We start from the raw sequence: 15,961 nt of genomic DNA on the forward strand, positions 1-15,961 counted from the left end.
TTTTCCGAAATAATTCGGGTCTTTTATGGGGAAAATGAAAGAAATGGAGGAATGGATGAATGAATAATATAACCATTTATGATGTGGCACGTGAGGCGAATGTATCCATGGCCACCGTTTCCCGCGTAGTTAACGGGAATCCAAATGTAAAGCCTGCAACAAGGAAGAAAGTTTCCGATGTGATTGAAAAGTTAGGGTACCGTCCGAATGCAGTGGCAAGGGGACTTGCCTCAAAGAAAACGACTACTGTCGGGGTCATCATCCCGGATATCTCGAGCATCTTTTTTGCCGAATTGGCACGGGGCATAGAAGATATAGCCACCATGTATAAATACAATATCATTCTAAGCAGTTCAGATGAGAATATAGATAAGGAATTCCATTTGCTGAATACGATGCTTGGAAAACAAGTGGATGGCATCGTATTCATGGGCGGCAACATTTCTGATGAGCATGTCAAAGAGTTTACGAATTCACCGGTTCCGATCGTTCTGGCAGGTTCGGTGGATGAAAGCGGGCAAGTTCCATCTGTTAATATTGATTATGAAGCGGCGGCATTTGACGCAGTGACCTTCTTTGCTAATAAAGGCCACAAGCATATCGCGTTTGTAAGCGGAAACCCTTCCGCGCTGATTAATGAAATGAAACTGACTGGATATAAACGAGGATTGAAAGAAGCTGGTCTTTCATTTGATGAAAGGTATATTGTTGAAGGTGATTATACATATGATTCAGGAATTGAATCTTTTGAAAAGTACCTGGAAGTTGAAGACAGGCCGACGGCATTCATCGCCGGTGCTGATGAAATGGCGCTTGGTATTGTCCATGCCGCACAGGATAAAGGGTATAATGTGCCGGAAGACTTTGAAGTGATCAGCTTCGATAATACGAGATTGACATTGATGGTGCGTCCGCAAATCACGACGATCGTTCAACCTTTATATGATATTGGTGCGGTTGCGATGAGGCTTCTTACAAAGTTGATGAATAAAGAACAAGTGGAGGAAGGTCTTGAAAAAGTGATCCTCCCGCATCGGATTGAAAACCGTCAATCAACGAAATAAACTGGTTTGGAGAGTGTCCCGAGGGCACTCTCTTTTTGTCTCTCAAATGTTTGACCGAACAAAAAAGATCGTTTTTCAACGATCTTTTGGTTAACTTTGTCCATTGCTTTTCGATGTTTGCTTGGAAGACCTGATGGGATAAAGGGCCTTTTCAAGCGTCAGGGCATTCTTCTCGGTAATTTCAGGCTTTCTCGGAATAGGTTCGTATATATCTTCCATGTCATCCCATTCAGTCGGTAGGGGAACAGGGGACTCAGGCTGCCAGAAATCGAGCCATTCCTTTGATAGGGGACCTGAAATATCATTATCCGTCATTTCAAGCCAGACCCTCGCCCATGCCCTCGGGACGACGCGCCATATATCATATCCGCCGCCTCCTACTGCAATCCACCGTCCATCGCAATACTTATGGGCCATTTCATGGGCCAACTTTGGTATTTCCCTAAAAATCTTCATGGTCGCAGATAAATGGGTAAGCGGATCGTAATAATGGGAATCGGCTCCGTTTTGCGTTAATATGACATCCGGTTTGAAGTATTCAATGACCTCTTTAAAGGAAGCCCTATAGCATTCGAGCCAGGATTCATCTTCAGTGAACGCATCGACCGGGATGTTGAATGAATAGCCGTAGCCTTTTCCTTGGCCCCGCTCGTTAATCGTGCCGGTGCCGGGAAATAAGTAGCGTCCCGTTTCATGAATGGATAGGGTGCATACATCAGGGTCATCATAAAATGACCATTGGACTCCGTCACCATGATGTGCATCGGTATCGACATACAAGACACGCGCCCCATATTTCTTTTGCAGGTATTTAATCGCGACCGAACTATCATTATAAATGCAAAAGCCCGAGGCTTTCCCGCGGAAACCGTGATGCAGGCCACCGCCAAGATTAAGTGCGTGCAGGGATTGACCGGTCATGACGGCATCCACAGCCGTCAAGGTACCGCCTACAAGCAAGGCGCTTGCTTCGTGCATATTGGGGAAGATAGGGGTATCCTCTGTTCCCAGTCCATAATTTACTGCCTTTTCAGGGGGGAGCTTTCCGTGGCCCGCTAATCTGACAGCGTTTACATAATGGTGATCATGGATCAGTTCCAATTCTGCATCCGTAGCCATTCTGGGCTTGATAATTTGATCATCATTGATGGCATGGTGTTTTTTTAATAAATCAAGCGTGAGTTTAAGCCGTTTTTGATTGAATGGATGATCATCGTTGAATTTGTAGGTAAGGAGTTCATCCGAATAGACGAAAAGGGATGTATCATTCATGTGAAATCCCCGGTAGATTAGGCCATAAAACGGTATAGCCTTCTTTCTTCAAATCCTCCACCACCATAAATGGATTCATCGTCTGTACACGAATTACAAGAATTTTATAATCAGTTCCATTTTTTTCAGGATAAACAAGGGTGCTCAGGATATTCGTATTGCGCCTTTTGAAAATATGGGCAATATCATGAAGGGAACCTGCCTTATCCGGGATTCTGATTTCGATTTGGGAACCGGGCTGATTGACTCCTGTCAACTCAACGTATGAATGAAGTAAATCAGAACCGGTAATGATGCCCACTAACTTCCTGCCCTTTACGATTGGAAGGCAGCTGATATTGTTATCACAAAAAACAGCCCCGATTTCTTCCACGAAATCAAGCGGGTGCCCCGTGATTATTTCCGTTTTCATGATGCTTGATAATGGTTTTTGTAAATCATTTTTGTATTCTTCGGTACGGAAAATAGAAGGGGCAGCATCCCGAATATCACGGTCGCTGACTAATCCCACAAGTTGAAAGCTGTCATCGACAATCGGTATATGGCGAATTCGTTTCTCCCTGATGATCAAGACAGCGCTATGGATGGTATCCGTTGGAGTGAGGGTGATGACATCCTCATTCATTATTGTTTCAACAATCATTTTCCTTCCTCCTCTTCCTCTCCTCTTTAATACATAAACCGATTCATAAAACGCAATTGGTCGAACTTCTGGATGGATTCAGGTGGGACTCTTTTGCCAATTCGGGCCATCAGGCAGTTGGCCGGGTGGGAACTGATTTCAGGATCATCTGTTGCAAAGTAGACCAAGCCACCCGCACTCATCATTTTTTCCATGACCTTGCGATAGTCCCAAATATTCAGCCCTGTCCCTTTCAAATCCCAATGCCAATAGTATTCAGTGGTGATGATGATGAAGTCCTCAACCGAATCGTCTTCCATTGAAAGGCGGATCAGGTTCTTCCCGACGGAGGCACCCCGGTATTTAGGGATGACCTCGATTGCGCCAAGCTCAATCAGGTCCTCCATCTTGATTTCCGACCAGCGCTCCAAGGGATCGGGATATAAGTAAGTTACATAGCCTACGATCGTTTCATTTTCACGGGCGATGAAGATCCTGCCCTCAGGCAAGTCTGCTATTTCTATTAACGCTTTATGCTGCAATGCAGGGGGGCGAAAGGCGACCAAGTCTTCGTGAAACTCATAAGCGGACATTTTTTCGCCGCTTAACGGTCCCTCGATGATGAGCGTTCCGCTTAATGTCTGCAGTTCCTTAGTGTAAAAGGTCTTACTATATTCCATTCTTTCACCACCCTTGTTATATAGTAATCATACACTCTCGCATTCCGAAGCATCGCTTTTAAACCGAATGGAAAGCTTACATAAATTATACATGAAAACAAGGGGCATAATTCAGAAAGTTCAAGGCGCTTTTGTTACAGTGCTTCTTCTTTCCCGGCTATCATATGGATGCACCTTGACCATAACCATATACCAGTAACTTTCGACATTCACCAAAAAGGGATTTCCCTATTATGGAAGCTTGCAATATTTTAAAAATTGAGATAATTCGATTCTTATACTATAATAAAAATATAGAGCCGAATGAAGGGGGAGTTTGTCGTATGAATGTGAAAGCGTTACCAGTAGTGGAAGGTAATTTTAATTTAAAGAATTATGATGAAAAATACAATAAGTTTGACTGGTCCGAGACGGAAAAGGAATTCTCCTGGTCTGAAACCGGTAAAGTGAATCTTGCGTATGAAGCCATTGACCGCCATGTCGAAACATACAAAAAGAATAAAGTGGCCCTTTATTACAAAGACGATAATAGAAATGAAAAGTATACATTCAAGGAAATGAAAGATTATACGAACCAGGCGGCCAATGTATTCAAGAACGTTGCCAATGTGGAAAAAGGTGATCGTGTTTTCATTTTCATGCCTCGCTCCCCGGAGCTGTATTTTGCATTGTTGGGTGCAATTAAAACGGGAGCGGTCGTAGGGCCGTTGTTCGAAGCCTTCATGGAAGGCGCCATAAGGGATCGTCTTGAAGATAGTGAGGCAAGTGTGATTGTGACGACACCTGAACTTTTGCCGCGTGTGCCAGTGGATGAATTACCCCATTTAAAGCATATTTTCTTGGTGGGGGAAAATATAAAAGAAGAAGGAAAGTACCATCACTTCAATAAGAAATTAAAAGAAGCCGACAAAAAATTCGAGATTGAATGGGTCGATCGGAATGACGGTCTGATTCTTCACTATACCTCCGGTTCCACAGGAAAACCAAAAGGGGTGCTTCATGTTCATAATGCGATGATCCAGCATTATCAAACCGCAAGATGGGTCCTTGATTTGCAGGATGAGGATGTGTATTGGTGCACAGCGGACCCTGGGTGGGTGACAGGGACGTCTTACGGGATTTTTGGACCTTGGCTGACAGGGACCTCGAATGTCATTGTAGGCGGGCGTTTCAAGCCTGAATCCTGGTACAAGACCTTGGAGGACTTTGGTGTCACGGTATGGTATAGTGCACCGACTGCCTTCAGGATGCTGATGGGTGCGGGTGACGAGATCGTTAAGCGGTTCGATTTAAGCAGTCTCCGCCATATTTTAAGTGTCGGTGAACCGTTGAACCCGGAAGTGGTGCGCTGGGGAATGAAGGTATTCAATCACCGGATCCATGATACATGGTGGATGACGGAAACTGGGGCTCAGGTCATCTGCAATTATCCTTGCCTGGAAATCAAACCGGGCTCGATGGGTAAACCGATTCCTGGCGTGAAAGCGGCAATAGTGGATGATCAAGGCAACGAGCTCCCGCCCCATAGAATGGGGAACCTTGCAATCAAGAAAGGCTGGCCTTCGATGATGAAGACCGTCTGGAAGAATGATGCGAAATATGAATCTTACTTTATGCCAGGTGATTGGTATGTTTCCGGAGATTCCGCATACATGGATGAAGATGGTTATTTCTGGTTCCAAGGCCGTGTTGATGATGTCATCATGACGGCAGGGGAGAGGGTCGGGCCTTTCGAAGTGGAAAGCAAGTTGGTCGAGCATCCAGCTGTAGCTGAAGCGGGGGTCATCGGTAAGCCGGATCCGGTCCGGGGGGAAATTATCAAAGCGTTTATCGCCCTTCGTGACGGATACGATGCGAACGATGAGTTGATTGAGGATATTCGTACCTTTGTGAAGCATGGTTTAGCGGCACATGCAGCACCTCGTGAAATTGAATTCAGGGATAAACTTCCTAAAACACGAAGCGGTAAAATCATGCGCCGTGTCTTGAAAGCTTGGGAACTTGATTTGCCAACCGGTGATTTATCATCGATGGAGGATTGAGAAACTGAGTCATACGGATTATTGAAACTGAAAAAGGCATCCATAGTCACTTTCATGGATGCCTTTTTGGGAAATTAGGAAACAGGCTGTCGGGCAATCCCGACAGCCTGTTTTAGTTCAAGAGTGTCATTCTTCCTCTTCTTCCGGTTTATCCGTTTCTTGCTCTTGATCATTGATCGTGCCTTGATCTTTGTCGGTCTCTTGAATTTCTTTATCTGTATTCTCTTCGTTTTGATCTTTGTCTTGAACTGGATCTTTTTCTTTATCCGTTTCCGTTTCTTTTTCTGGTTGTATATCTTTTTCCGGTTGTTTATCTGTATCTGTGTTTTTATCTGGACCGTTCTCTTCTTTTGAGTCTGTTTTTTTAACTTCGTTAACTATTTTATCTTTTCCGCGATCATCTTTATTTTTCGTGGAATCTTCTTTGAAACTTGTCTTTTTAGCGCCGCTTTCAACATGTTGGGAAGGGGCTGATTCTTTACCGACAATGTCGACGGCCGTTACGTAATAAGATCCGCCAGAGCCGACTTTGTAAACAAGATTCCCCCCAGCATTGATGCTCGCCACTTTTTTGCCGTCTTTATAGACACGATAACCGACGACATCTCCTTCATGATGCAAGCCCCATGTAATCTTATCGTTGCTGATCGTTATGGATAGGGGATCAGGTGCTTTGCCATTATCATTCAATTTCGCTGTCGCCCCGACGACATTTCCGGATTTTTCGGCTCCGGGAATCACGGATCCCGGGTCAACGACATATCTCAATCCGATATCTGCAAATGAATCTGGATTCAGCATGAACCCGCCGCTTGTGAATTCGCCAGGCGTTTGCGGAAGCGCTGCGTAGCGTTTGCTGCCGACTGATACATATTGTCCATCTATGAAACTATCATCCGCCCTTGATGGAGCATATTTGGCGATGAATAAATCCGATTTGACAAGTCCTGCCTTTTGACACGAACTTGAAGGCAGCAGTCCTGAAACGCCACAGAAAGAACGGCTGACAATTCCGCCAGGCATTTCAAAGCGCTTATCGGGGTCGATGAGTTTAGGGTCGACCTTGTATGCGGCATTGATCAAATCTGCCCAATAATACATATTACGTTTATTATATTCAAGACCATTATAAGTCCCTTGCAAGGATTTAGGTGTGTCATAACCCAGCCATGTACCGAATGATACATTGGGATTCGTAGCGACGAACCAAGCGTCCCAATAGTTTTGTGAAGTACCGGTCTTACCTGCCCAATCGCTTGAGAAGGCAAGGCGGTTCCTGACCGAAGCGGCCGTCCCGCTGTTTACGACATCACGCATCATATCAAGCGTCAAGTAAGCGGCTTGCGGAGAGAAAACATCCACTGGTTTCACTTTATGTTCATAGATGACCTTGCCATCCTTCGATACGATTTTATCGATCATATAAGCATCGATGAATTCCCCTGAATTGGCAAATGTGCCAAATGCATTGACGTTTTCTTCAACGGTCACACCTTCCTTCATGGCACCTAATGACATGGAAAGATGGGAGTAATCCTCTTTCGTCACGGTGGAGAATCCCATTTTCTCCAAATAGGAAGCGGGGCTCAGGTTGATTATTTTCTTGTAAAAGAGCGCTGCCGGGATGTTGTAGGAATTTTTTAAAGCCTCGCGGGCAGTCGATACTCCTGTATAGCTGCCGCCGCCATAGTTTCCTGGACTCCACGGTTTGCCGCCTGTTGGAATGGAGATCGGCACGTTGGCCGATACGCTGCCAGGTGAGATTTTGCCTAGCTCGATGCCTGGGCCATATACGAGCAAAGGCTTCATCGTTGATCCGTTCGATCGCAGTGATCCGGTTGCATGGTTCGTCTGTGACCGTTTGAAATCACGGCCGCCTACGAAACTGATGATTTTCCCTGTTTTATTCTCGATAAGAATCGCTCCGGCCTCCACGGGCTGGCTCACGGTCTTCATTTCCTTCGTATCCGGGTCGGGGACTTGCGCCAGTTTATCGTACCCGAAATTCGGATAGTTTTTCGTTACTTCCTGCATCTTGTCATAAATCTTTTTGTTGACGGTCGTATATACCTTATAGCCATTTTGCCGCAGCTTACGGTCGGCAAGTGCTAGATATTGAGCTTTTAAGTCAGCATTCTTTAAATCTTTCTCTTCATATCCGTCTTCTTTTGCCAGACTGACAGAGAGGATTTCGATGGAGCGTTTTTCGATTTCATTGGTGAGCCATGGATATTTCTCCGAAGGCATCTCCGTTTTACCGATAAAGTCTTTCGTAATGTCGTATGCGTTTGCTTTATCATATTCTGCTTTTGTTATGTATCCGTTACTATACATCCGTTTTAAAACGGTTTTCATCCGGTTGATGCCGGGCTCTTGATTTTCCTTCAGTTTTCCTTTCTGGGTATATGGTGTATATCCGAAAGGGCTTTGCGGCAATCCAGCGATAAAGGCTGATTGGGGCAGTGTCAGATCTTTGGCCTCCACGCCAAAAATACCTTCAGCAGCGGACTCGACCCCGGCGATGTTACGGCCTGAAGAGTTTCGTCCCAAAGTGGAGACGTTTAAGTACGTTTCCAAAATCTCTTCTTTTTCAAAGAACTTTTCGACCCGGAGCGCAAGAAGGATTTCTTTTGCCTTCCGGTCAAATGATACTTCGTTGGTCAGGATCTGGTTTTTAATGAGCTGCTGTGTTAATGTACTTCCTCCCGATTGGACGGTTGCATTCGAAAATTCCTGGTAAATCGCACGCAGGATGGCTTTCGGGACAACCCCGTCATGCTCATAAAAATACTCATCTTCTGTAGCGATGACTGCATTTTTAAGATGCTCGGAAACTTTATCGATGGACACTTCCTCACGCTCAAGGTCACTCTTGAGCTTGCCCAAGTATACTTCATCTGCAAAGTATACTTCAGAGGTCTCTTCATAATTGTAAATGTCTTTTTTCAAATCTTCTTTTGAGCGTACTGGCTCATCATTGACGAGGGCAGCGAAATAGCCGGCTCCGACGCCGCCGGCGAATGAGAATCCTAGGATCCCGACAATAATGAGGATCAGTGTTAAATTCCAAATGACTTGGTATGTAACCCGCGCGTTCTTATGTGTTTTTTCACTTTGGAAAAAACGGGTCAGCTGCTTCCAGACTGTTTGAAATCTATCTTTTTGATTATTATTCATCGTATCATACCCCCTGAAATCACATATATTATAGCATATAACATGCAGGGGAAAGGGCATCTTTCTTATTTTTCTATAATCTGTAAGGGTGATGTTGACAAGGATTCTTATGTATGATAAAAGTTTATTAACAACAATAAAATGATTAAATGATCGCGATGATAGGACCCAGTAGTCAGACTATCCCTGTTTCAGAGAGCCGGTGGTTAGTGGAAATCGGTACAAATGGTATGATGAATTACTTCCTGGAGCATTTGCTGTGAAATGATTAGTAGCAGGAAACGGCTGACGACCGTTATTCGTCTTGAGCGGAGGGCATATTATGTCCTCAAGTTGGGTGGTACCGCGAATTCATTCGTCCCTTCATATTCATGAAGGGGCGTTTTTGTGTGCTTTTTGCGGTTTTTTTCTATGATGGAGGAGGAATATTTAATGGAATTGCTTAAAGACCTCGAGTGGAGAGGAATTATTTATCAACAAACGGATGAAGAAGGTTTAAAGAACCTTTTGGAAAAAGAGAAAATTTCTTTATACTGTGGTGTCGATCCAACTGCGGATAGCATGCATATCGGTCATCTATTGCCATTCTTGACATTGCGCCGTTTCCAGCAGCACGGTCATCGCCCCCTTGTGCTGGTAGGCGGTGCGACAGGACTCATCGGTGATCCAAGCGGTAAAAAAGAGGAACGTCAGCTGCAAACGCTGGAAAAAGTGCTTTATAATGCAGACTGCATAAAAGGGCAGCTATCCCACATCTTTGATTTCGACGGTGAAAATGGTGCGGTCATGGTCAATAACTATGACTGGATAGGCAAAATTGATATGGTTACGTTCCTGCGTGATTACGGGAAATACATCGGCATAAACTACATGCTGGCAAAAGATACGGTTGCTTCCCGCTTGGATACGGGAATTTCCTTCACTGAATTTGCGTACACGATTTTACAAGGAATTGATTTCGGTCATTTATACAGCAATTACGACTGTAAATTGCAAATTGGCGGCAGTGATCAATGGGGCAACATTACGACCGGCCTTGAAATGATCAGGAAATCCAATGATGAGAATGCCAAAGCATTCGGTATGACGATCCCGCTCGTAACGAAAGCGGATGGAACGAAATTCGGTAAAACGGAAGGCGGAGCGATTTGGCTTGACCCTGAAAAAACGACTCCGTATGAATTTTACCAATTCTGGATCAATACAGCAGATGCAGATGTCGTGAAATACCTGAAATTCTTCACATTCCTATCTCGTGAGGTGATTGAAGAGTTAGAGCGATCCGTACAAAACGAACCGCATTTGCGTAAAGCGCAAAAAGCATTAGGGGAAGAAATGACCCGTTTGATTCATGGTCAGGAAGCTCTTGACCAAGCAATCAAAATCTCTGCCGCCCTATTCAGCGGTGAGGTGAAGAATTTAAGTGCAGCGGAAATCAAATTGGGCTTTAAAGATGTCCCTAGCTTCGAACGTGAAAGCAAGGAAGACATCGGTTTGGTCGATTTAATCGTTGAAGCGAAAATTTCGCCATCAAAGCGCCAAGCCCGTGAAGATATTCAGAACGGGGCAATCTCCATAAATGGGGAGAAAGTGACCGATCTGCAATATGTAGTGACGGAAGCAGCCAAGATTGAAGGGGAGTTCATCCTCGTTCGTCGCGGCAAGAAGAAATACACATTAGTGAAATGATTGTCCAAGGCCCGGCTGAATCCCAGCCGGGCTTTGTTCTGCAAAGATGTTTAAATTTAAAAAAACCCCATCCAAGGATGGGGTTTTTGAAGTTATTAACGAGAGTAGAACTCAACGATAAGAGCTTCGTTAATTTCAGCAGGCAATTCAGAACGTTCTGGTAAACGAGTGAAAGTACCTTCTAATTTCTCAGCATCGAAAGTAAGGAAATCAGGAACGAAGTTAGTTGCTTCAACTGATTCTTTGATGATTGAGAAGTTGCGTGATTTTTCACGAACTGAGATTGTTTGTCCAAGAGACACTTTGTAAGATGGAATGTCTACGCGGCTTCCGTCTACAGTGATGTGACCGTGGTTAACAAGTTGACGTGCTTGACGACGTGTACGAGCTAAACCAAGACGGTAAACTAGGTTGTCAAGACGTGATTCAAGAAGAATCATGAAGTTTTCACCATGTACACCTTTAAGTTTGCCAGCGCGGTCGAACATTGTGCGGAATTGACGCTCAGTGATTCCGTACATGTGACGAAGTTTTTGTTTCTCTTGTAGTTGCATTCCGTATTCAGAAATTTTTCTACGTTGGTTAGGACCATGTTGTCCTGGAGCATAAGGGCGTTTTTCTAATTCTTTACCAGTACCTGTTAGGGAAATTCCTAAACGACGGGATAGTTTCCAGCTTGGGCCAGTATAACGAGCCATAGGATGACTCCTCCTTTAAATGTTTTTATTTTGGTAAAATAAAAACCGTGTGAATGTACGATCATGACCATTTTGTTTTCATGTACCTTCGCCCTAGCAGCTGAGGGTTACGAGATACACCTCTGGATTGAGGAACAAAATGAGAACATAAAGGCTATCACATAGGCTGCAATATTTTACACAAAGAGTATTGTATAATATTCTGCTCAATGAGTCAAGGACAGTTGTGATAATTAAGGAATGGATAAGAGAATGACAGCAGGAAAATACAATATATTTAAAGGTTGTTTTCGCATACTGCTATTTACCAATTATTGCGGTGTGGTTGATTTCCTCTCCAGATGCTCCCGCAGGAGTCTCGCACTTCCGCTCCAATCAACCTTAAATCGTTTCGGTTTAAAAACAACAATCTTTACGATAAGAGTCTATTTAAAAAATACAAAATAGAGAGGTTTTTTCCATTGAAAGCGTTATGAGGTAATGAATCCAAAAGTCATGGATGGTATGAGACATTCCTTGGTTGCCTATGCCATGGGTGAGGTTCAATCCTGTGGAAGGAACGGGTACATGTACCTGGGGTCCTGTAATGGAAAAGGGAGCAGGCATGGGCTGCCGCTCCCTTTAACTTTTATAGATGATTGGAAAGGATTTCAGCGAACTTCTCCAGTCCTTGCTGATCCATTTCGTCAAAACGGTCCGTTATCGGGCTGTCGATATCGAGGACACCAAGCAATTTGCCATCCTTCATCAGCGGGATGACAATTTCAGATCTTGATGCCGCATCGCAGGCGATATGTCCAGGGAATTGGTGGACATCCTCAACGCGCAGGGTTTTTTCGGTTGCCGCTGAAGTCCCGCATACGCCCTTGCCCATTGGAATGCGCACACAGGCCGGAAGCCCCTGGAAGGGTCCTAGTATTAATTGGTCTTCTTCATATAAATAAAAGCCAACCCAGTTAATCTCATCGAGAAACTGATTAAGTAAAGCTGCCGCATTGCTTAAATTGGCTATCCGGTTCGTTTCATCTTCGATTAAGGCAAGTAGTTGTTTTTGGACCAGTTCATAGTTTTTTTCTTTTTTTCCTTGATACATTTCGACATTAAACAAAAGCGTTCACCTGTCTTCCTCATATTTTTACAGCACTTTCTAATCATGATGCTCCATTGTTGGGAAATTGTCGAGAACTTACTAAAGGATTCAGGCTCTTTCGTGAAGAAGTAGTCCATAAGACTTGTCTCAAAGAAAGCGAGGGATTGCCTGAATGAATCGCCAGACGCCAACGAAACAAGCCATTGTGGATGCTGCATTGCATTTATTTCATTTAAAAGGTTATCATGCTACATCCATACGGGATATTGCGAATAAAGCGAAAGTGAACGCTGCCAATATTGCCTACTATTTCAAGAATAAGCAGGGGTTGCTGGAATTCTGTTTCACTTCCTATTTAGAAGAATATATCCTGGTCCTTGAGACGAACATGACGTTGCTGGAACTTAAAGGCCCACAGCAATGCTTGATGAACCTTGTAAAGGATATCCTCGCCTTCCAGAGGGAAAACTTCCTTGCTGCACGGTTCATATATGGTGAATCTTCACTCGATTCCAATTTAAACCGGGAAATTCATTCGACTTATTTTACAAAGGAAAAGTCTTATTTTCAATATATATTGGAACAAGGAATCAAGAGCAGGAGTTTCCAGCAGGTCTCCGTTCCAATGTATATGCTGCAGTTGAAGGGATTATTGACGGCCCCTGTCCTGCATACCCATTATGCGATGGATGTGCTTCATGTATTCCCGCAGGAAGCGTATTACACGAATATTTATGCCAATGAAGTCGGACGATTCCTGCAAGATACCCTTTTCATTGCCGAAGACCTGCAGCCGCTGTTAGCTGGCCGGGGCTGAAGTGTAAACATGAGTTACCCATTATACCCTGCAATCAGTGCCTGATGGCCCTGACCCAAATCTTTAGCCTGATGGGCATCGGAACCGTAAATGAGCGGAATGCCGAGATCTATTGCACGCTTTGCAAATCGTTCAGGAGGGTAGGGTTCACCGCATAGCGGCTTTACATGCCCAGCCCCATTATAATCCAGTTCATACCTTTGATCCTTGATCATTTCGAGAACCTTGTAAACCCGCCCGTCAAAACTTGATGCCGGCGGATATCGATGCTGGAATTTATGGACAAGCGTAATGTGCCCGATCCGTTTTGGTTTATAAATGCCTAAATCAGTTTCTATTGATTTTTCCAGTGTATCGTAATATTTGGCATAAACCGAATCCACTGAACCTAGTTCATTGGCAATCTCACCGAACCCATTTTCGCTGAAATCGATGCAATGCCAGTTGTTTTGATGTTTGATGAAGTGAACGGAAAGTATACTATCATCAAGGAATTCTCCGATTTCGTCGAGGAATTCTTTTGTTTCTTTTTCATGCCCCTCTATAAAGTCAACCTCCAGACCTGTTTTGATCAGGATTTTGTCTTTATGGCGTTCTTTCAGTACGCGGAGCTCTTGAAAGTAATCCAGGAGCAGGGCAGCGTCCATGCCGCTGTCTTTTTCAGGCGTAGGATCTTGAAAATTTCGTGGCAATGGAGCATGTTCCGTAAATGTGATTTCCTTTAATCCTAGCTCGATTCCCCGCGTAATATATTCATCGAATTTATCCGTAGAGCCGTGAGGGCAAAACGGAGTGTGCACATGACCGTCAGCTTTCATGGTCCTTCCCTCCCAAAAAACAGGTATTTGTAGCAATTTTCTACAAAAAAATCATTTTTCTCGTCAAAAATTATTGCTAACATGGTATCATAAAAGCATTAAATTTAACATTTTTACATTTCATATATAAATAGCAAGACTGTAAGGACTAGAACAGGGGGCTTACCATGGATTACATAATTGGGGTAATTGTATTAATTTTGATTTTCATCATTTGGGGTTATTTTTTCAAAAAGAGATATTTTAAAGAAATCGATCGACTGGAATCCTGGAAAATAAGCATCACGCACCGCCCCGTGCTGGAAGAGCTTTCTAAAGTCAAACAATTGAACATGACAGGTGAAACAGAGGAAATGTTCGAAAACTGGCGCATTGAATGGGACGCCATCATTACGGATCATATGCCCGAAGTCGAAGAGCTTTTATTCGATGCCGAGGAATTCGTCGATAAATACCGTTTCAGCCGATCAAAAGAGATACAGCGCAAAATTACAGTCAAGCTGAATGAAATAGAGGAAATGATCAAAAAGATCCTATACGAACTGAATGAACTCGTAGGCAGTGAGGAAAAGAATCGATTGGAAATTGAGGATATCAAAGAATCCTACCGTCAATTGAAGAAATCCCTGCTTGCACACAGGCATAATTATGGGAAAGCGGCTGATAAGCTGGAAAGCTCCTTGGATGAAGTGCTGCAGATCCTTCAGAAATATGAAGAAGAGACCGTGAACGGCAATTATTTGAATGCGAGGGAGCTTGTTCTCACCATTAAGGACAAATTGGCGGTTCTGTCAGTTAAAATGGAAATGCTCCCAAAATTATTGGTTGATAGCCAATCCGAGCTGCATTCCCAGCTTAATGAATTGAAGGATGGTTATGAGGAGATGTCAGGACAGGGGTACCTGCTGAGCCATATCCAATTCGAGCAGGAAATATCAAGGCTTGAGGAAGAACTGGATCTATATAAAACACAATTGGAAAATGCCGAAACGGAAGCAGTGGAAAAAGGCATTAAAGAAATGCGCGAAAGCATCGAGGTTCTCTATGACCTTTTGGAAAAAGAAGTGCTTTCAAAACAGTATATCTTGAAAAATGATGAAGTTCTCAGGAAAACGATTAGTGACCTTGAATATGAAAACGATAAACTTAAAGTTGAAACCATACATGTTCAACACACGTATCATCTGACGGAAAATGAGCTCGATGCCCAACGGAAAATGGAAAAGCAGATTGCCCAGATTTCAAAACGCCATCAATTGCTCGTCTTGAAAATGGAGGATAATGTGATGGCAAGCTCGCTTATCAGCGAAGAGATGCAGGGGCTTGCAGCACAGTTGAAGGAATTACAGGAAAATCAGAAAGACTTTACCGTTAAATTACAGGCTTTACGGAAAGATGAAATGGATGCAAGGGATTCACTGGCCGAATTGAAGCGCAAAATGGTCGATACTGGACGTTTAATTTCAAAAAGCAATATTCCAGGTCTTCCAGAAGAGTATAAAGTGGTGCTATCTGATGCCAAAGAAAGCATGGATGACGTTCAGGGCAAACTTGAAGAAAAGCCGCTTGACATGGCCGCTGTTTATATTTATTTGGAAAAAGCGGTTCAGCAGGTGAATAAGGTACACGAAAAAGCCCAGGAATTGATCGAGCATATGTATTTGGCCGAAAAGGTGATCCAATTCGGAAATCGTTATCGAAGCAGTCACGATATGGTAGCCGAGAGCCTAAGGGAAGCCGAAGCGAAATTCCGAAGCTATGAATATCAAGCCGCATTGGAAACGGCAGCCACTGCCATAGAAAAGGTCGACCCAGGCAGTTTACGAAAAATCGGGACGAACATAGAAGAAGTCCTTTCCTGAAAACCCGCCATGGCGGGTTTTTTTCTTTTTATGGATTAGGTGGGAAGTTAAATCATTCCCGAGAATTTAAAGAAGCAGGTATCCTATCATTCTTGGACCAGTGTTTTACATTCTCTTTCAAATTCAATTA

At 43.7% G+C, this 15,961-nt stretch carries 12 protein-coding genes and 1 other annotated feature; of the genes, 5 read left to right on the plus strand and 7 right to left on the minus strand.

The annotated features are described in order from the left end of the window. The first annotated feature begins 59 nt into the window (after positions 1–59). Positions 60–1,064 carry a catabolite control protein A gene (ccpA, locus tag J7I90_RS09715; RefSeq protein ID WP_048682265.1) on the plus strand — a complete coding sequence of 335 codons (1,005 nt, stop codon included), beginning with the start codon at positions 60–62 and terminating at the stop codon, positions 1,062–1,064. Positions 1,065–1,154: 90 nt separating this feature from the next. Here the strand turns inward: ccpA and J7I90_RS09720 are convergent, their stop codons facing one another. The 3 genes from J7I90_RS09720 to J7I90_RS09730 are packed head-to-tail and all read right to left on the minus strand — an operon-like array spanning position 1,155 to position 3,638. Further along, the gene (locus J7I90_RS09720; protein WP_214770954.1) at positions 1,155–2,336 is read right to left on the minus strand and encodes an acetoin utilization protein AcuC; all 1,182 of its coding nucleotides are present in this window, start codon (positions 2,334–2,336) and stop codon (positions 1,155–1,157) included. Then, positions 2,329–2,979, minus strand: coding sequence for an acetoin utilization AcuB family protein (locus tag J7I90_RS09725; protein ID WP_214770956.1), 651 nt, complete (start codon positions 2,977–2,979; stop codon positions 2,329–2,331). Before J7I90_RS09725 ends, J7I90_RS09720 begins: the two co-directional genes overlap by 8 nt. Positions 2,980–3,005: 26 nt before the next feature. Beyond that, a complete protein-coding gene (locus J7I90_RS09730) occupies positions 3,006–3,638 on the minus strand; it encodes a GNAT family N-acetyltransferase (protein ID WP_034309235.1) in 633 nt (210 codons plus the stop codon). A 323-nt stretch (positions 3,639–3,961) separates the two neighbouring features. Between J7I90_RS09730 and acsA the strand changes: the two genes are divergently transcribed. Beyond that, a complete protein-coding gene (gene acsA / locus J7I90_RS09735; RefSeq protein ID WP_214770958.1) occupies positions 3,962–5,680 on the plus strand; it encodes an acetate--CoA ligase in 1,719 nt (572 codons plus the stop codon). A 126-nt stretch (positions 5,681–5,806) separates the two neighbouring features. Here the strand turns inward: acsA and J7I90_RS09740 are convergent, their stop codons facing one another. After that, positions 5,807–8,857 carry a transglycosylase domain-containing protein gene (locus J7I90_RS09740; protein ID WP_214770959.1) on the minus strand — a complete coding sequence of 1,017 codons (3,051 nt, stop codon included), beginning with the start codon at positions 8,855–8,857 and terminating at the stop codon, positions 5,807–5,809. 149 nt (positions 8,858–9,006) lie between these two features. After that, positions 9,007–9,223, plus strand: a binding site (T-box leader). A gap of 66 nt (positions 9,224–9,289) precedes the next feature. Here J7I90_RS09740 and tyrS point away from each other — a divergent pair. Further along, positions 9,290–10,546 (plus strand): tyrosine--tRNA ligase, encoded by a 1,257-nt coding sequence (gene tyrS, locus J7I90_RS09745; protein WP_214770961.1) that lies wholly within the window; start codon positions 9,290–9,292, stop codon positions 10,544–10,546. A gap of 95 nt (positions 10,547–10,641) precedes the next feature. Here tyrS and rpsD read toward each other — a convergent pair whose 3' ends face one another. After that, on the minus strand, positions 10,642–11,244 hold the full coding sequence (gene rpsD, locus J7I90_RS09750; RefSeq protein ID WP_034309220.1) for a 30S ribosomal protein S4: 603 nt from the start codon (positions 11,242–11,244) through the stop codon (positions 10,642–10,644). Between the two features lie 628 nt (positions 11,245–11,872). Further along, positions 11,873–12,352, minus strand: coding sequence for a GAF domain-containing protein (locus J7I90_RS09755; RefSeq protein WP_214770964.1), 480 nt, complete (start codon positions 12,350–12,352; stop codon positions 11,873–11,875). A 154-nt stretch (positions 12,353–12,506) separates the two neighbouring features. On the opposite strand from J7I90_RS09755, the gene refZ reads away from it, so the two are divergent. Beyond that, positions 12,507–13,151: a forespore capture DNA-binding protein RefZ gene (gene refZ, locus J7I90_RS09760; RefSeq protein ID WP_048682281.1), complete on the plus strand. Its 645-nt coding sequence runs from the start codon at positions 12,507–12,509 to the stop codon at positions 13,149–13,151. A gap of 14 nt (positions 13,152–13,165) precedes the next feature. Here the strand turns inward: refZ and hisJ are convergent, their stop codons facing one another. Continuing rightward, positions 13,166–13,969, minus strand: coding sequence for a histidinol-phosphatase HisJ (hisJ, locus tag J7I90_RS09765; RefSeq protein WP_214770967.1), 804 nt, complete (start codon positions 13,967–13,969; stop codon positions 13,166–13,168). Between the two features lie 167 nt (positions 13,970–14,136). Here hisJ and ezrA point away from each other — a divergent pair, with 167 nt between their 5' ends. Then, entirely contained in the window at positions 14,137–15,831 is a 1,695-nt protein-coding gene (gene ezrA, locus J7I90_RS09770) for a septation ring formation regulator EzrA (RefSeq protein WP_214770970.1), read from the plus strand. Positions 15,832–15,961: the final 130 nt, after the last annotated feature.

This window comes from Bacillus sp. ISL-57 (assembly GCF_018613135.1).
Taxonomy (GTDB): Bacteria; Bacillota; Bacilli; order Bacillales; family DSM-1321; genus Peribacillus; species Peribacillus frigoritolerans.

Bases quoted from the DNA above. Each gene is read 5' to 3' on its own strand.
- ezrA (WP_214770970.1), top strand. From the start codon at position 14,137: ATGGATTACATAATTGGGGTAATTGTATTAATTTTGATTTTCATCATT.
- J7I90_RS09740 (WP_214770959.1), bottom strand. From the start codon at position 8,857: ATGAATAATAATCAAAAAGATAGATTTCAAACAGTCTGGAAGCAGCTG.
- J7I90_RS09730 (WP_034309235.1), bottom strand. From the start codon at position 3,638: ATGGAATATAGTAAGACCTTTTACACTAAGGAACTGCAGACATTAAGC.
- J7I90_RS09720 (WP_214770954.1), bottom strand. From the start codon at position 2,336: ATGAATGATACATCCCTTTTCGTCTATTCGGATGAACTCCTTACCTAC.
- tyrS (WP_214770961.1), top strand. From the start codon at position 9,290: ATGGAATTGCTTAAAGACCTCGAGTGGAGAGGAATTATTTATCAACAA.
- J7I90_RS09725 (WP_214770956.1), bottom strand. From the start codon at position 2,979: ATGATTGTTGAAACAATAATGAATGAGGATGTCATCACCCTCACTCCA.
- ccpA (WP_048682265.1), top strand. From the start codon at position 60: ATGAATAATATAACCATTTATGATGTGGCACGTGAGGCGAATGTATCC.
- hisJ (WP_214770967.1), bottom strand. From the start codon at position 13,969: ATGAAAGCTGACGGTCATGTGCACACTCCGTTTTGCCCTCACGGCTCT.
- rpsD (WP_034309220.1), bottom strand. From the start codon at position 11,244: ATGGCTCGTTATACTGGCCCAAGCTGGAAACTATCCCGTCGTTTAGGA.
- refZ (WP_048682281.1), top strand. From the start codon at position 12,507: ATGAATCGCCAGACGCCAACGAAACAAGCCATTGTGGATGCTGCATTG.
- acsA (WP_214770958.1), top strand. From the start codon at position 3,962: ATGAATGTGAAAGCGTTACCAGTAGTGGAAGGTAATTTTAATTTAAAG.